Origin of the sequence: Streptomyces sp. NPDC014864 (genome assembly GCF_043081525.1) — a bacterium.
In the GTDB taxonomy this organism is placed as follows: domain Bacteria; phylum Actinomycetota; class Actinomycetes; order Streptomycetales; family Streptomycetaceae; genus Streptomyces.
Genome location: NZ_JBIBWT010000019.1, coordinates 58,278 through 72,356, shown reverse-complemented (window position 1 = coordinate 72,356; position 14,079 = coordinate 58,278). Strand labels below are relative to the sequence as shown.

Sequence of the window (14,079 nt, the reverse complement as noted above, 5' to 3'; positions counted from 1 at the left end):
GGGGGGGGGGGCGCGCGCCGGGGGGGGGGGGGGGGCCCCCCCGGGGGGGGGGGGGGGGGGGGGGGCCCCCCCCCCCCCCCCCCCCCCCCCCCGGCCGGGTCACGGCTTGACGAGCGCGTCGATCCGCGTCAGCTCCTCCGCGTCGAAGTCCAGGTTGCCGATCGCCGCGACGCTGTCCTCCAGCTGCCCCGGGCTGCTCGCGCCGACCAGGGCCGAGGTGACCCGGCCGCCGCGCAGCACCCACGCCAGCGCCATCTGGGCCAGCGACTGGCCGCGGGCCCCCGCCATCTCGTCCAGCGCGCGCAGCCTGCCCACCAGCTCCTCGGTGACCGCGTCGGAGCGGAGGAAGGGGCTGTCGCTCGCCGCCCGCGAGTCCTCGGGTACGCCGTCGAGGTAGCGGCCGGTGAGCAGGCCCTGCTCCAGCGGGGAGTAGGCGATGGAGCCGACCTGGAGCTCGTCGAGGGTGTCGAGGAGGCCCTCGTCCTCGGGGCGGCGGTCGAGCATGGAGTAGCGCGGCTGGTGGATCAGCAGCGGGGTGCCCAGCTCGCCGAGGATGCGGGCGGCCTCGCGGGTCTGCTCCGGGGAGTAGTTGGAGACGCCGACGTAGAGCGCCTTGCCCTGCTGGACCGCGGAGTGCAGGGCGCCCATCGTCTCCTCCAGCGGAGTGTCCGGGTCGAAGCGGTGGGAGTAGAAGATGTCGACGTACTCCAGGCCCATCCGCCCCAGGCTCTGGTCGAGCGAGGACAGCAGGTACTTGCGGGAGCCCCACTCACCGTACGGGCCCGGCCCCATCAGGTAGCCGGCCTTGGTGGAGATCACCAGTTCGTCGCGGTACGGCGCGAGGTCGGCCCGCAGTGCCTCGCCCAGCGCGGACTCGGCGGCGCCGGGCGGCGGGCCGTAGTTGTTGGCCAGGTCGAAGTGGGTGACCCCGAGGTCGAAGGCCCGGCGCAGGATCGCCCGCTGGGTCTCCACCGGGCGGTCGGGGCCGAAGTTGTGCCACAGGCCGAGCGACAGCGCGGGGAGCTTCAGGCCACTGCGTCCGGCGCGCCGGTAGGGCATGTCCGCGTAACGGTCGGGGTGGGGGGTGTACAACGCGACTCCAGAGGGGTTGGCACTGCGGGCGACCGGTTCCGGGGAACCGGCGTCCCACTCTCGCGCGACCTGCGGGCAGTGGTCCAACAGAAGAATCCGATGGAATTCAGCGGATACGCTTCTCAGTCATGGAACTGCGTCACCTCCAGCACTTCGTCGCCGTCGCCGAGGACCAGCACTTCACCCGGGCCGCGGAGCGGCTGATGGTGTCCCAGTCGGGCCTGTCGGCGTCGATCCGGGCGCTGGAGCGGGAGCTGCGCGCCCCGCTGTTCGTGCGCACCACCCGCCGGGTCACCCTCACGGAGGCCGGGCGCGCCCTGCTCGGCGAGGCGGAGCGGATCCTCGCGCAGGTGCGGTCGGCGCACGAGGCGGTGGCCGCGGTGCAGGGCGTGCTGCGGGGCACGCTCGCGATCGGCACCGAGCAGTGCATCGCCGGTGTGCACGTGGCCTCGCTGCTCGCCACGTTCCGGCGGCGGCACCCGGACGTGGAGATCCGGCTGAGGCAGGCGGGGTCCGGCGCGCTCGCGGAGGAGGTCGCGGCCGGACGGCTGGATCTCGCGTTCGCCTACCGGACGCAGGCCGACACCGACCAGCTGCGCTCGGTGGCGCTGACCAGCGAGCCGATGACGGTGCTGTGCCGCCCCGACCACCGGCTCACCGCGCCCGGCGCGGTGCTCACCCCCCAGGACCTCGGCGGCGAGGTCTTCGTCGACTTCCATCCCGACTGGGGGCCGCGCCGCACCACCGACGCGGCCTTCTCCGCGGCGGGCGTCCGGCGGACCGTGGCCCTGGAGGTGAACGACGTGCACAGCCTCCTCGACCTGGTCGACGAGAACCTCGGCGTCGCCGTCGTCCCCAGCCACTTCCGGCACAAGCGCCCCACGCTCACCGCGCTGCCGCTCAAGGGCACCGGCGAGACCGAGTACGAGACGGTCGCGCTGCTGCCCCCGCCGCAGGCCACCAGCCCGGCGGCCCGGGCGCTGATGGCCCTGCTCGAGACCGGCGGCCCGGTCCCCACGCCGGCCGCGTCGGGCACGGGCTGACCGGACGGCCCGACGACGGGGCCGTCCGGACGATCGGGACGGCCGGGTGATCGGACCGGCCGGGCGCGCCCCGGACGGGCGCGGATCGCGGGAGCCCGGCGGGTGCCGCCGCCCGGCCGCTTCCCGCATGACGGGTTCCGGACGCATGACGGACGGCGATGCGCGATGGTGGACGTATGCATGCGAAGGACGTCCTCATCGACGGCTACGGCCGTGTCCGCGAAGAAGTCCATGCCGTCGTCGACGGCCTGCCGGCACAGCTCCTCAACGCCCGGCCCGCCGCCGACGCCAACTCCGTCTCCTGGCTCCTCTGGCACCTCACCCGGGTGCAGGACGACCATGTCGCCGACGCCTTCGGCCTGGACCAGGTGTGGCTGGCCCAGGGCTGGGAGAAACGCTTCGGACTCGATCTGAACCGGCGCGACACGGGCTACGGCCACAGCCCCGCGAAGGTCGCCAAGGTACGGGTCGACTCCGCGGACCTGCTGACCGGCTACTACGACGCCGTGCACGAGCAGACCCTGCGGGCCCTGCGCGAGCTGACCGCGAAGGACCTCGGACGCGTCGTCGACGAGCGCTGGGATCCGCCCGTGACGCTGGGCGTCCGGCTGGTGAGCGTCCTGTCCGACGATCTGCAGCACGCCGGACAGGCCGCCTACGTCAGGGGGCTGCTTCAGAGCGCGGACGCGTAGCCCGGCAGGACCACGTCACGGAGGAGGGCCACGCGCTCGTCGAACGGGAGGAACGCGCTCTTGACCGCGTTCACCGTGACCGTGCGCAGGTCCTCCAGCGTCCAGCCCGCCTCCTCGACCAGCAGGGACATCTCACGGGTCATCGTCGTGCCGGACACCAGGCGGTTGTCGGTGTTGAGGGTGACCCGGAAGCCGAGGTCCTTCAGCGCGGTGATGGGATGCCCGGCGATCGAGGTGGCGGCGCCGGTCTGCAGGTTGGAGGTCGGGCACATCTCCAGGGCGACGCGGCGGTCGCGCACCCAGCCCGCCAGCCGGCCCAGCTTGCCGTCGACGATGTCCTCGGTGATGCGCACGCCGTGGCCGATGCGCTGGGCGCCGCAGACCTGGAGCGCCTGGTGGATGCTGGGCAGGCCGTGCGCCTCGCCGGCGTGGATGGTGAACGGCACGCTCTCGCGGCGCAGGTGTTCGAAGGCGGCCAGGTGGTCGGCGGGCGGGAAGCCGTCCTCGGCACCGGCGATGTCGAAGCCGACCACGCCCGCGTCCCGGTAGGCGACCGCGAGGTCGGCGGCCTCCCGGACCCGGTCGAACATCCGCATCCCGCACAGCAGCGTGCCGACCCGGACCGGCGTACCCGCGGCCGCGGCCCTGGCCATGCCCGCCGCGAGTCCCTCCTGCACGGTCTCGACGACCTCCGCGAGGGTCAGCCCGCCCTGGAGCATCAGCTCGGGGGCGTAGCGCACCTCGGCGTAGACGACGCCGTCCGCGGCCAGGTCCAGCACGTACTCCTCGGCGGTGCGCAGCAGGCCCTCACGGTTCTGCATCACGGCGAGGGTGTGCTCGAAGGTGGCTATGTAGCGGACCAGGTCGCCGGAGTTCGCGGCCTCGTAGTACCAGGCGGCGAGTTCGTCGGGGTCAGTGGTGGGCAGGGTGTGGCCGACCGCGGCCGCGAGCTCGACGACGGTGGCGGGGCGCAGGCCGCCGTCGAGGTGGTCGTGCAGCACGGCCTTGGGGAGGCGGCGGATCACTTCGGTGTCTACGCGCGTAGCAGTCATGACGGTCTTTCCTTGGGCGGGCGGTTCGAAGGGGCGGTGGGAGCGGGCGGACGTGCGGCGGTCGGAAGCTCAGCCGGCGGGCTGGAGCAGATCCCAGCGGTTGCCGTACAGGTCCTGGAAGACGGCGACCGTGCCGTACGGCTCGTGCCGGGGCTCCTCCACGAAGGTCACGCCCGCGGCGCGCATCCGGGCGTGGTCGCCCGCGAAGTCGTCGGTGTGCAGGAAGAACCCGACACGTCCGCCGGTCTGGTCGCCGATCCGGGCGCGCTGGGTCCCGCCCTTGGCGCGGGCGAGCAGCAGACCGGCGGCGGAGCCCGCGCCGTCCGGGCCCGGCGCCCCCGCCTCGACGACGACCCAGCGCGAGCCGTCCGGGCGCGGGGCGTCCTCGACGAGCCGGAAGCCGAGGGCTTCGGTGTAGAAGCGGATCGCCTCGTCGTAGTCGTCGACGACGAGGGTGACCAGGGCGACGCGTCTCATCGGGGCCTTTCGGGGAGGGCGATTGACGGGTGAGGTTATACGTAAAACCCGCGCGTACGCCAGTCCCGGCCCCACCGGGTGGGATTGCGGCACGCCGGCGGCGGCCTCAGTGGGACGCGTCGCCCTGCGCGATCTCGACCCGGTGGTGGAAGTCGATCAGGCCGGTGGCCGAGGCGGTGAAGGAGAGCGTGGTGCACGCCATCAGCAGGGCGGCCATCCGCAGCGCGGCACGGCGCGGCACCTGCGGAGCCGCCAGCAGGGCCTTGACGCGCAGCGGGATCGGGCCGGAGGTGGCCGCCGGGGCGACCTCGGGGCGCACGGAGGGGGCCTCCCGGCCGGCGAGCGCGGCGCGGGCGACGGCGCGGGCGGTCAGCCGCCGGTCGCCGACCGCGGCGGCCGCGGCCTCGTCGGCGACGCGTTCGGCCGCGAGGCGGATGGTGTCGCGGACCGGGCGCAGGGCGGGGTGGCAGTGGGCGGCGAGTTCGGCGGCGGCCAGGAAGTAGTGGTGGCCGCCCTGGTTGTGGGCGCGCTCGTGGGCGAACAGCACCTCCCGCTCGGCCGCGTCGAGGCTGCGCAGCATCGCGGTGGTGACGACGATGCGGTGCGGGCGGCCGGGCAGGGCGTACGCGTCGGGGTGCGGGGAGTCCACCACGCAGAGGTCGCCCGCGGCGGGCCGGCGGCCGGCCTCCGTCCGGGCGCTGCGGAAGGACCGGAACTCCCGCAGGGCCGCACGTCCCAGGGTGATCGCGCACACGGCGAGCGCTCCGACGGAGACGGCCGCGGCCGGTACGACCACCAGGTACGGGGCGGTGGCCAGCGGGTGGATCAGCTCACCCAGCGCGGCGAGGGCGGGCAGCTTGAGCAGGCCGATGAGGACGAATGCGCCGAGCGCCGCGAGGGAGCAGCCCGCCAGCACGACCGAGCAGACCGTGATCACCCACAGCGCGGTGCCGGGGGCGAGGCGGTCGAGGGCGCGCCGGGCCGCCGCCGGTACGGCGAACGGCAGCAGGAGCGGCAGCAGGAGCAGTGCCGTCATCGGTCACCGGGTTCCAGCAGGTCGCGCAGGATGCGCTCGTCGTCGGGGCTGAGCTGTGCGACGAAGCGGGCGAGGACCCGCTCGCGGTCGGTGTCGCGGGCGAGTTCGGTGTGCATCCGGCGGGCGGTCAGCCCGGGGGCGTCCTGGACGGGGTAGTAGGCGTAGCCGCGGCCCTGGCGGCGGCGCTCGACGACGCCCTTGTCGTGCAGCCGGGTGAGGATGGTGGTCACCGTGGTGCGGGCCAGTCCGGCGCCGAGGGCGAGCTGGACCTGACCGGCGGTCCGGGGTGCCTCGGCGGCCCAGAGAACGGCCATGACACTGGCTTCGAGCTCGCCCGCCGGCCGGCGTTCGTCCTTGGCGTCGGTCATCCGAAGGTCCCTCACCCGTCATCGTCCACGGCCCGGCGGACCGTCTACACGATAGTAGTCGTCCGGAGCAGTCGTCGGGCGTCCGCCCGTGGCGGGCCCGCACGCCCATGACGGGGAGGGCCGTCGCGGCCGGCCGCGGGGACCTGGGCGGGGATGGGCGGGGACCGGGTACCCGTGGCGGGGAGGCCCTTCCCACCCCCGGTACCACCGGGCCTCAGGACCATCAGCACCACCGGAACGGAGCACCATGCCCGAGACGCCGAAGCCCGCCGAGACGCCCGCCCGGCAGAACGTCACGTTCCCCAGCGCGGGAGCCACCGCCCACGGCTATCTGGCGCTGCCGCCGGCCGGCCGCGGGCCGGGTGTCCTCGTCATCCAGGAGTGGTGGGGCCTGACCGACCACATCGCGGAGGTGGCCGACCGGCTGGCCGCCGAGGGGTTCGTCGCCCTGGCCCCCGACCTGTACGGCGGGAGCGTCGCGCACGACGGTGACGAGGCTCAGCGAATGATGAAGGCCCTGCCGGTGTCCCGCGGGGTGGAACTGCTCTCCGGCGCCGTGGACCATCTGCTGTCGCGGCCCGAGGTCACCTCGGACACGGCCGGCGCCGTGGGCTTCTGCATGGGCGGCGGCTTCGTGCTGTACCTGGCCGCGGTGGAGCCCCGGGTGAGCGCGGCGGTGCCGTTCTACGGCGTCGTCCAGGGCGAGCTGCCCGACTTCTCGGGGTTGCGGGCCCAGCTCCTCGGCCACTTCGGCGAGCGCGACCGGACCATCCCGCGGGAGCGGATCGACGAGCTGCGGGAGGCGATCCACCGGCACTCGGGCCTCACCCCGGACTTCCGCCTCTACCCGGCCGGCCACGCCTTCTTCAACGACCGGCGGCCGAGCCACGACCCCGGCTCGGCCGCCGCCGCCTGGCGGAGCACCCTCGCCTTCCTGCACGAGCGGCTGGGCTGAGCGCCGGCCGGGAGCCTCGGCGTGGGGGCGGGTGTCAGTCCTCGGCGGTGTGCTGGAACGGGCGCACCTCGATGGGGAGCGTGGTGGCCCGGCTCGCTCTGCGGCCCCAGTCCAGGGCCGCGTCCAGGTCGGGTGCCTTGATCAGGCACAGGCCGCCCAGATACTCCTTGCCGTCGGCGTACGGGCCCTCGGTGACCCGCACGCCGGCGCCCTCGGGGCGCAGCACCACCGCCGTCTCCGGGCCGTCCAGTCCCCCGGCGAACACCCAGGCCCCCGCCTCGCGCAGCTGCTGGTGGAAGGTCTCGACCTCGCCCATGATCCGGGCCAGCGCCTCGGCCGAGGGCGGTTCGCCCTCGCTCGGCTGGATCACACTGAGCAGGTAGTACTTCATGGCGTCCTCCTTGGCGTCGTGCCGTCGACCCACCTCCTACACGAACGGCACGCCCCCGGTTCGGCACCTCGCCCGGCCACATCGGGAGAATCCTCTCCATGACCACTGCGGCCCACCCCCTCGTCACCCGTGCCCGCCTGCTCGCGGACGGCCTGCTCGCCCCGAACGCCGAGCGCGTCGACCAGGAGGGCGTCCCCGCGACCCACATCGAGGCGGTCAGACGGTCGGGCCTGCTCGGGCTGAGCGCGCCGAAGGAGTACGGAGGCGCGGCGGCGCCCGCCGCGGTGGCCCGGGAGACGGCGGAGATCCTGGCCGGGGCGTGCTGCTCGACCTGGTTCGTGCAGACCCAGCACCACACTCCGGTGAAGCTCCTCGCGGCGTCCGACCGCCCGGTGCGGGAACGGCTGCTGCGGCCCCTGGCCTCCGGCGAACTGCTGGCGGGAATCGCCTTCGCGCATGTGCGCGCCTTCCCCCGGGTGCCCGTGCGGGCCGTGCCCGAGCGCGGCGGCTGGCGCTTCGACGGCACCGTGCCCTGGTACACGGGCTGGGGGCTGAACGACGTGATGCTGCTGGCCGGCGTGACCGACGAGGCCGAGGTGGTGTTCGCGTTCGCCGAGGCGCGCGAGCAGCCGGGGCTGCGTCCGTCGCCGCCGATGCGGCTCGCGGCCCTCACCGCCGCCCGCACGGTGTCGCTGCGCCTGGACGGCCTGTGGCTGCCGGGGGAAGCGGTCGTGCAGCGCACCCCGCACGAGCGGTTCGAGGTCCTCGACCGGCCCCGCAACACCAACGCCTCGCCGGCCGTCTTCGGCGTGGCGTACGCGGCGCTCGCCCTGCTGGACGGGGTCCCGGAAGCCGCGGACACGGCGCGTGCGCTGCGCGGCCGTCTCGACGACGTGCGGGAGCGGGCGTACGCCCTGTGGGACCACCCGGTGCCGCACGCGCGCGTCGAGGAGCGGCTCGCCCTCAAGACGCGGTCCTACGACCTGATGCGCACCGCGACGACCGCCGCGATCGTGGCAGGCGGCGGCCGCTCCCTGGACCTCGGCAGCCGGGCCCAACGGCTCGCGCGCGAGGGCATGTTCCTGCTGGTGCAGGGGCAGACGGCGGAGGTGCGCCGGGCTCACCTGGGCCATCTGGCCGGCTGAGCCCGGTGGCCGTGCTCCATCCGGCCGGCTGCGACCCCCGTGACCGTGGACCATCCGGCCGGCTGCGACCCGTGACCGTGGCCGGGGTGTAAGAAAGGGCCGGTCGCTCAGCCCTCGTCGTGGACGGGCACGACAACCAGGAAGGCGTCCTGTTCGAGGTCCATCACGACGGTCGCGGGCTGACCCTCGGCCCGGCGCCGCGCCGCGTACTCCTCGGCCGGCCAGGAGCCGCGCGGAGATCCGGCGGGAAACCTCTCCAACACCTTCGCGCCCATACCGGCAGACACCTCCAGAATCGACCATTGACGGGAAAGAACACGGTCCGACTTGTACAGTCCGCCTGCCCCCGGTCGGCACGAACATGTGCGCGTCCGGGGAAGCCGCGCCGCGTCCGGCCCGGGCGGCGCCCGCCGGGAGGCTGCCGGGCGCCGCTCAGGCGCCGCCGACGGCGAGCCGGCTGCGCAGCCGTGCCAGGGTCCGGGACAGCAGCCGCGACACGTGCATCTGGGACAGACCCAGCTCCGCGCCGATCTGGCTCTGGGTCATGTCGTACGTGAACCGCAACGCCAGGATCCGGCGCTCCCGCGCGGTCAGGGCGGCCATCAGCGGCTTCAGCGCGATCAGGTCCTCGGCCATGGCCAGCGAGGGATCCTCGCCGCCGAGCAGGTCGGCGAGGCAGCCGCCCTCGTCGGCCTCGTCCCGCGGGGCGTCGAGGGACAGCGCGCCGTACCCGTCGGCCGCGCGCAGCCCCTCCGCCACGATCTCCTCCGGCCACCCGGTGCTGCGGGCGAGCTCGCCGACGGTCGGCGGGCGGCCGTACTCCTGCTCCAGGGCGGCGGCCGCGTCCCGGAGCGCGAAGCGGCGCTCCTGGAGCCGCCGCGGCACGTGCACGGCCCAGGTGGCGTCGCGGAAGAAGCGCTTGATCTCCCCGGCCACCGTGGGCACGGCGAAGGCCTCGAACTCGGTGCCCCGCGCCGGTTCGAAACGGTTCACCGCCTTGATCAGGCCGATGGTGCCCACCTGCACGACGTCGTCGTACAGCTCCTCCCGGGTCCGGAAGCGGCGGGCCGCGTACCGGACGAGGCCCAGGTTGAGTTCGACGACCGCGTTGCGGACCCGGGAGTGTTCGGCGCTTCCCTCCTCCAGCGAGGCGAGCCGCACCAGGAGCAGCCGGGTCTCGGCGCGGGGGTCGGCCGGCGTCGTCGCGGTGGACTGTGGGACCACGGCTGTCTCCTCGGCAAGCGTGCTACCGGTGGGTCGATCCGCTGTTCATTCAGTACGGTCGGCCGCCGCGGATGCGGACATCCTCGGTTCGTTCTCCCCCCGGCCCGCCGAGGTGCCCTCCCGCCTGCGGCTGAGCCGCCCCGGCCACCAGGCCACGGCGCCCAGGTCCCGTACCAGGGCGGGCACCAGCAGCGACCGCACGACCAGGGTGTCGAGCAGCACGCCGAACGCGACGATGAAGGCGATCTGCGCCAGGAAGGCGAGCGGGATCACCCCCAGGGCGGCGAAGGTGGCGGCCAGCACCACTCCGGCGGCGGTGATCACTCCGCCGGTGGTGACCAGGCCGCGCAGCACCCCCTGGCGCACGCCGTGCCGCAGCGACTCCTCCCGCACCCGGGACATGAGGAAGATGTTGTAGTCGACGCCGAGGGCGACCAGGAACACGAAGCCGTAGAGCGGCACGGACGGATCGGTGCCGGTGAAGCCGAACGCGTACCGGAAGACGAGGGACGAGACGCCCAGGGTGGCGGCGAAGTTCAGGGCGACGGTGGCGACCAGCAGGGCGGGCATCAGCAGGGACCGCAGCAGCAGCGTCAGGATGGCGAAGATGATGACGAGCACGACCGGCACGATGAGGGTGCGGTCCCGCTCCGCCGTGCGGAGCGTGTCGTACTGCTGGGCGGTGTAGCCGCCGACCCGCGCCTTCGCGTCCGGGACGGCGTGCACCGCCGTTCGCAGCCGGGCGACGGTCTCCTTGGCGGCGTCGCTGTCCGCGGCCGCGCGCAGCGTGACGTCGATCTGGGCCCGGCCGTCGACGACCAGGGGGGTGGCACCGGGGCGCCCGGTCCGGGTCACGGCGGACGCGGAGGCCACGCCCTCGGTCGTGCGGGAGGCGGCGAGGACCTGCTCCAGGCGGCCGGCGTCGGCGACGACCACGGCCGGGTTGCCCGAGCCGCCGGGGAAGTGCTCGCTGAGGGTCCGCTGCGCGGCGACGGACGGCGCGTCGTTGACGAAGATCTCCTCGAGCGGTACGCCCTTGGAGGTGAGGGTGGGGGCGAAGGCGGCGCAGGCCAGCAGTCCGGCGAGGGCCACCGCCCACACCTTGCGCGGGGACCGGTCGACGAGCCTGGCGACGCGCTGCCAGATGCCGTCCGCGCCGGGGCCGCCGTCGGTGTCGGAACGGCCGTCGGTGTCGGACCGGCCGTCGGCGGGGCGGGGCTTGGCGGGCCAGTAGGCCGCCCGGCCGAGCAGGACGAGCACGGCGGGCAGGAAGGTGAGCGCACTGAGGACCGCGCAGCCGATGCCGACGGCCCCGACCGGCCCGAGGGCGCGGTTGTTCGTCAGATCGCTCAGCAGCAGCGCGAGCAGGCCCAGGGCGACGGTGGCCGCGCTGGCGACGATCGGGCCCCAGGACTGTCCGAGCGCGGCCCGGACGGCGGCGAACCGGTCGGCGCGGTGGGCGAGTTCCTCCCGGTAGCGGGCCGTCAGCAGCAGCGCGTAGTCGGTGGCCGCGCCGATCACCAGGATGGACAGGATGCCCTGCACCTGGCCGTCGACGCGGACCACGTCGTGGTCGGCGAGCACGTAGACGATCGCGCAGGCAAGTCCCAGCGCGAACACGGCCCCGACGACGACGACCAGCGGCAGGAGCACGCTGCGGTACACCAGCAGCAGGATGATCAGGACGGCCGCCAGCGCGACGCCGAGCAGCAGCCCGTCGATGCCGGCGAAGGCGTCGGCGAGGTCCGCCTGGGTCGCGGCGGGCCCGGCGAGCCGGACGGTGGTGCCGGGGACGCGCTCGGCGGCGGCACGGACCCGGTCGAGGGTGTCCGGCAGCCGGTCCCCGAGGCCGGGAGTGAGCGGTACGACGCCTTCCAGGGCCCTGCCGTCCTCCGAGGGGAGGGCGGGCGAGACCCGTCCGGCGACGCCCGGTGCGCCGGAGAGCGAGGCGAGTGCCCGGGTCGCGGCGGCCTGGCGGTCGCGCAGCGGGGCGTCCCCGTCGGCGGTCCACAGGACGACGGCCGGGAGGGTCTCGCTCTGCCGGAAGGCCCGCTGCTCGTCGCTGACCGCGGTGGACTCGGCGCTGCGCGGCAGGAAGGCGGCCCGGTCGTTGGTGGCGACCTCGCCGAGCCGGCCCGCGAAGGGCCCGAAGGCTCCCCCGATGCCCAACCAGAGCGCTAGCAGGACGAAGGGCACGAGCAGGCGGGCCCGGCGGGCGGTGGTGGACATCGATCTCCAGACTCCGGTGGCGGGTTTCGTACACGTACCCGATTAGCTCAACAGAAAAGAATCTCAATGATTGAGATATATCGGGGTGCTGATCGTAGAGGACGCGGCAACGCCTGTTCTTCCCGCCCCGCCCGGCGGCCGGATGCACCCGGCGGCGGTTCAGCGCTCCGGGGACGGCAGGAGCGCGAGCTCGTCGTTGATCGCGGTGAGGAAGCGGACCACGGTGGACAGCTCCTCATCGGTGAAACGCGACCGGGCCGCCTCGGTCGCCTCGGCGAGCGGCCGGAAGTAGTCCCGGGCCGTCGCGCGGGCGTCGGCCGCGTAGTGCAGGTGGACCACCCTGCGGTCGGGGCTCTCGCGGACCCGGCGGACGTGCCCGGCGCGTTCGAGCCGGTCCACGCACGCCGTCACGGCGCCCGAGGTCAGCCCGAGACGGCCGCGCAGGCGGCCCGGCGTCATCGGCTCGTCGGCGTCCAGGATCGCCGCGAGCGCCTGCACATCGGTGGGGTGCAGCCCGTGTTCGCCCGCGAAACCCTGCACGAGGCGGTTGATCTCGCCGTTCATCCGCCGCAGCCGGACCGCGAAGGAGAGCAGGCCGGTGTCCTCCGGCGCCCCCGCCCCGGGGTCCGGTCCGCCCGCGCTCCGCTCGGTGTCGTCTGCCGTGGCCACGCGATCAGCCTATAGAAACGCCGGTCCGGGCATCCGCGCGGACCGTTTCGGTGGAAGTGTTCTGGAAAGGCGCCGACACGCGGAGGACCGGAACCGATGAACGGTGAGGACACGGGAGAGGGGCCGCGCGACGGGGCGGGCACCGGCGCACGGCTGCGCTGCCTGGTGGCGGGTGCCACCGGGTACATCGGCGGCCGGCTCGTCCCCGAGCTGCTGGAGGCCGGTCACCGGGTGCGCTGCCTGGCCCGCTCCCCCGGCAAGCTCCGCGACCATCCCTGGGCGGCGGACGCGGAGGTGGTCCGCGGCGACGTCACGGACGCCGACTCGGTCGCCGAGGCGATGCGGGACGTCGACGTCGCCTACTACCTGGTGCACGCCCTGGGTTCGGGCCGGGACTTCGAGGACACCGACCGCCGGGCCGCGCGTGTCTTCGGCGAGCAGGCCAAGGCCGCGGGCGTCCGGCGGATCGTCTACCTCGGCGGCCTCACCCCCACCGGCGTGCCGGAGAAGGAACTCTCCCCGCATCTGCGCTCGCGCGCGGAGGTCGGCCGCATCCTGCTCGACTCGGGGGTGCCCACCACGGTGCTGCGGGCCGCCGTGATCATCGGCTCCGGCTCCGCCTCCTTCGAGATGCTGCGCTATCTCACCGAACGCCTGCCCGTGATGATCACCCCGAGCTGGGTGCGGACCCGGATCCAGCCCATCGCCGTACGGGACGTGCTGCGGATCCTGGTGGGCAGCGCGCGGATGCCGGCCGACGTCAACCGGACCTTCGACATCGGGGGCCCGGACGTCCTGACCTACCGGGACATGATGCTCCGGTACGCGGCCGTCGCGGGCCTGCCGCGCCGGGTCATCGTGCCCGTCCCGGTCCTCACGCCCCGCCTGTCCAGTCACTGGATCGGTCTGGTCACGCCCGTGCCCGCGTCCATCGCGCGGCCCCTGACCGAGTCGCTGCGCCACGAGGTCGTCTGCCACGAGCACGACATCACCCGCTACGTGCCGGATCCGCCGGGGCGCCCGATCGGCTTCGACGACGCGGTGCGGCTCGCCCTGCAGCGCGTCCGGGACGCCCAGGTGACCACCCGGTGGTCGTCCGCCTCCGTGCCGGGCGCGCCCAGCGACCCCCTGCCCACCGACCCCGCCTGGGCGGGCGGCAGCCTCTACACGGACCGGCGCGAACTGACCGTGGACGCCCCGCCCGAGGCCCTGTGGCGGGTCGTCGAGGGCATCGGCGGGGACAACGGCTGGTACTCCTTCCCCCTCGCCTGGGCGCTGCGCGGCTGGTTGGACCGGCTGGTCGGCGGGGTCGGACTGCGCCGGGGGCGCCGGGACGCCCAGCGGCTGCGGGTCGGCGACTCGCTGGACTTCTGGCGGGTCGAGGAGATCGAGCCGGGCCGGCTGCTGCGACTGCGGGCCGAGATGCGGCTGCCCGGCCTGGCCTGGCTGGAGATGCGCGCCACCACGGACGCCGACGGGCGCACCCGCTACTGCCAGCGCGCCCTGTTCCACCCGCACGGGCTGCTGGGCCACGCCTACTGGTGGAGCATCTCCCCCTTCCACGCCCTCGTGTTCGGCGGCATGGCCCGCAACATCGCGCAGGCGGCGGCCAGGACCGCGCCACTCATCCGTACGGGGGACGACGCGGTCGCCCGCTGACCCGCGCATCCGCGGCGGGGCCCGCGCCCGAAGCAGATCACCGACCC

At 74.5% G+C, this 14,079-nt stretch carries 15 protein-coding genes; 5 read left to right on the top strand and 10 right to left on the bottom strand.

Going from position 1 to position 14,079, the window contains the following annotated elements:
- Positions 1-99: 99 nt before the first annotated feature.
- Entirely contained in the window at positions 100-1,092 is a 993-nt protein-coding gene (mgrA, locus tag ACF1A5_RS28370) for an L-glyceraldehyde 3-phosphate reductase (protein WP_392195714.1), read from the bottom strand.
- A 128-nt stretch (positions 1,093-1,220) separates the two neighbouring features.
- On the opposite strand from mgrA, the gene ACF1A5_RS28365 reads away from it, so the two are divergent.
- Together ACF1A5_RS28365 and ACF1A5_RS28360 are read left to right on the top strand one after the other, a co-directional pair.
- Positions 1,221-2,135: a LysR substrate-binding domain-containing protein gene (locus ACF1A5_RS28365; RefSeq protein WP_392195713.1), complete on the top strand. Its 915-nt coding sequence runs from the start codon at positions 1,221-1,223 to the stop codon at positions 2,133-2,135.
- Between the two features lie 176 nt (positions 2,136-2,311).
- The gene (locus tag ACF1A5_RS28360) at positions 2,312-2,827 is read left to right on the top strand and encodes a DUF664 domain-containing protein (RefSeq protein ID WP_392195712.1); all 516 of its coding nucleotides are present in this window, start codon (positions 2,312-2,314) and stop codon (positions 2,825-2,827) included.
- Here the strand turns inward: ACF1A5_RS28360 and ACF1A5_RS28355 are convergent.
- The 4 genes from ACF1A5_RS28355 to ACF1A5_RS28340 all read right to left on the bottom strand — a co-directional run bounded on the left by ACF1A5_RS28355 (position 2,809) and on the right by ACF1A5_RS28340 (position 5,760).
- Positions 2,809-3,879, bottom strand: a complete 1,071-nt coding sequence (locus tag ACF1A5_RS28355) for an adenosine deaminase (RefSeq protein ID WP_392195711.1) — start codon at positions 3,877-3,879, stop codon at positions 2,809-2,811. The genes ACF1A5_RS28360 and ACF1A5_RS28355 overlap by 19 nt on opposite strands.
- A gap of 69 nt (positions 3,880-3,948) precedes the next feature.
- On the bottom strand, positions 3,949-4,356 hold the full coding sequence (locus tag ACF1A5_RS28350) for a VOC family protein (protein ID WP_392195710.1): 408 nt from the start codon (positions 4,354-4,356) through the stop codon (positions 3,949-3,951).
- Positions 4,357-4,462: 106 nt separating this feature from the next.
- Complete coding sequence (locus ACF1A5_RS28345) at positions 4,463-5,392, bottom strand: M48 family metalloprotease (protein WP_392195709.1); 930 nt, start codon at positions 5,390-5,392, stop codon at positions 4,463-4,465.
- Positions 5,389-5,760 (bottom strand): BlaI/MecI/CopY family transcriptional regulator, encoded by a 372-nt coding sequence (locus ACF1A5_RS28340; RefSeq protein WP_392195708.1) that lies wholly within the window; start codon positions 5,758-5,760, stop codon positions 5,389-5,391. Before ACF1A5_RS28340 ends, ACF1A5_RS28345 begins: the two co-directional genes overlap by 4 nt.
- 247 nt (positions 5,761-6,007) lie before the next feature.
- Here ACF1A5_RS28340 and ACF1A5_RS28335 point away from each other — a divergent pair, with 247 nt between their 5' ends.
- Positions 6,008-6,715 carry a dienelactone hydrolase family protein gene (locus tag ACF1A5_RS28335; RefSeq protein ID WP_392195707.1) on the top strand — a complete coding sequence of 236 codons (708 nt, stop codon included), beginning with the start codon at positions 6,008-6,010 and terminating at the stop codon, positions 6,713-6,715.
- Between the two features lie 34 nt (positions 6,716-6,749).
- On the opposite strand, the gene ACF1A5_RS28330 is transcribed toward ACF1A5_RS28335, so the two are convergent.
- Entirely contained in the window at positions 6,750-7,106 is a 357-nt protein-coding gene (locus tag ACF1A5_RS28330; protein ID WP_392195706.1) for a YciI family protein, read from the bottom strand.
- 98 nt (positions 7,107-7,204) lie between these two features.
- Here ACF1A5_RS28330 and ACF1A5_RS28325 point away from each other — a divergent pair, with 98 nt between their 5' ends.
- Positions 7,205-8,251: an acyl-CoA dehydrogenase family protein gene (locus tag ACF1A5_RS28325; protein ID WP_392195705.1), complete on the top strand. Its 1,047-nt coding sequence runs from the start codon at positions 7,205-7,207 to the stop codon at positions 8,249-8,251.
- Between the two features lie 107 nt (positions 8,252-8,358).
- Here ACF1A5_RS28325 and ACF1A5_RS28320 read toward each other — a convergent pair whose 3' ends face one another.
- From ACF1A5_RS28320 to ACF1A5_RS28305, 4 genes are all read right to left on the bottom strand, one after another.
- Complete coding sequence (locus tag ACF1A5_RS28320; protein ID WP_392195704.1) at positions 8,359-8,526, bottom strand: hypothetical protein; 168 nt, start codon at positions 8,524-8,526, stop codon at positions 8,359-8,361.
- Between the two features lie 157 nt (positions 8,527-8,683).
- Entirely contained in the window at positions 8,684-9,475 is a 792-nt protein-coding gene (locus ACF1A5_RS28315) for a SigB/SigF/SigG family RNA polymerase sigma factor (RefSeq protein WP_392195703.1), read from the bottom strand.
- A gap of 45 nt (positions 9,476-9,520) precedes the next feature.
- Positions 9,521-11,704 carry an MMPL family transporter gene (locus ACF1A5_RS28310; protein WP_392195702.1) on the bottom strand — a complete coding sequence of 728 codons (2,184 nt, stop codon included), beginning with the start codon at positions 11,702-11,704 and terminating at the stop codon, positions 9,521-9,523.
- A 159-nt stretch (positions 11,705-11,863) separates the two neighbouring features.
- Entirely contained in the window at positions 11,864-12,373 is a 510-nt protein-coding gene (locus tag ACF1A5_RS28305) for a MarR family winged helix-turn-helix transcriptional regulator (protein ID WP_392195701.1), read from the bottom strand.
- A gap of 96 nt (positions 12,374-12,469) precedes the next feature.
- Here ACF1A5_RS28305 and ACF1A5_RS28300 point away from each other — a divergent pair, with 96 nt between their 5' ends.
- A complete protein-coding gene (locus ACF1A5_RS28300) occupies positions 12,470-14,032 on the top strand; it encodes an SDR family oxidoreductase (protein WP_392195700.1) in 1,563 nt (520 codons plus the stop codon).
- Positions 14,033-14,079 lie beyond the last annotated feature (47 nt).

What these genes read in the sequence shown, in the direction of transcription:
- ACF1A5_RS28300 (WP_392195700.1), top strand. Translation starts at nt 12,470, where the DNA reads ATGAACGGTGAGGACACGGGAGAGGGGCCGCGCGACGGGGCGGGCACC.
- ACF1A5_RS28345 (WP_392195709.1), bottom strand. Translation starts at nt 5,392, where the DNA reads ATGACGGCACTGCTCCTGCTGCCGCTCCTGCTGCCGTTCGCCGTACCG.
- ACF1A5_RS28350 (WP_392195710.1), bottom strand. Translation starts at nt 4,356, where the DNA reads ATGAGACGCGTCGCCCTGGTCACCCTCGTCGTCGACGACTACGACGAG.
- ACF1A5_RS28360 (WP_392195712.1), top strand. Translation starts at nt 2,312, where the DNA reads ATGCATGCGAAGGACGTCCTCATCGACGGCTACGGCCGTGTCCGCGAA.
- ACF1A5_RS28310 (WP_392195702.1), bottom strand. Translation starts at nt 11,704, where the DNA reads ATGTCCACCACCGCCCGCCGGGCCCGCCTGCTCGTGCCCTTCGTCCTG.
- ACF1A5_RS28335 (WP_392195707.1), top strand. Translation starts at nt 6,008, where the DNA reads ATGCCCGAGACGCCGAAGCCCGCCGAGACGCCCGCCCGGCAGAACGTC.
- ACF1A5_RS28325 (WP_392195705.1), top strand. Translation starts at nt 7,205, where the DNA reads ATGACCACTGCGGCCCACCCCCTCGTCACCCGTGCCCGCCTGCTCGCG.
- ACF1A5_RS28320 (WP_392195704.1), bottom strand. Translation starts at nt 8,526, where the DNA reads ATGGGCGCGAAGGTGTTGGAGAGGTTTCCCGCCGGATCTCCGCGCGGC.
- ACF1A5_RS28355 (WP_392195711.1), bottom strand. Translation starts at nt 3,879, where the DNA reads ATGACTGCTACGCGCGTAGACACCGAAGTGATCCGCCGCCTCCCCAAG.
- ACF1A5_RS28330 (WP_392195706.1), bottom strand. Translation starts at nt 7,106, where the DNA reads ATGAAGTACTACCTGCTCAGTGTGATCCAGCCGAGCGAGGGCGAACCG.
- ACF1A5_RS28365 (WP_392195713.1), top strand. Translation starts at nt 1,221, where the DNA reads ATGGAACTGCGTCACCTCCAGCACTTCGTCGCCGTCGCCGAGGACCAG.
- ACF1A5_RS28340 (WP_392195708.1), bottom strand. Translation starts at nt 5,760, where the DNA reads ATGACCGACGCCAAGGACGAACGCCGGCCGGCGGGCGAGCTCGAAGCC.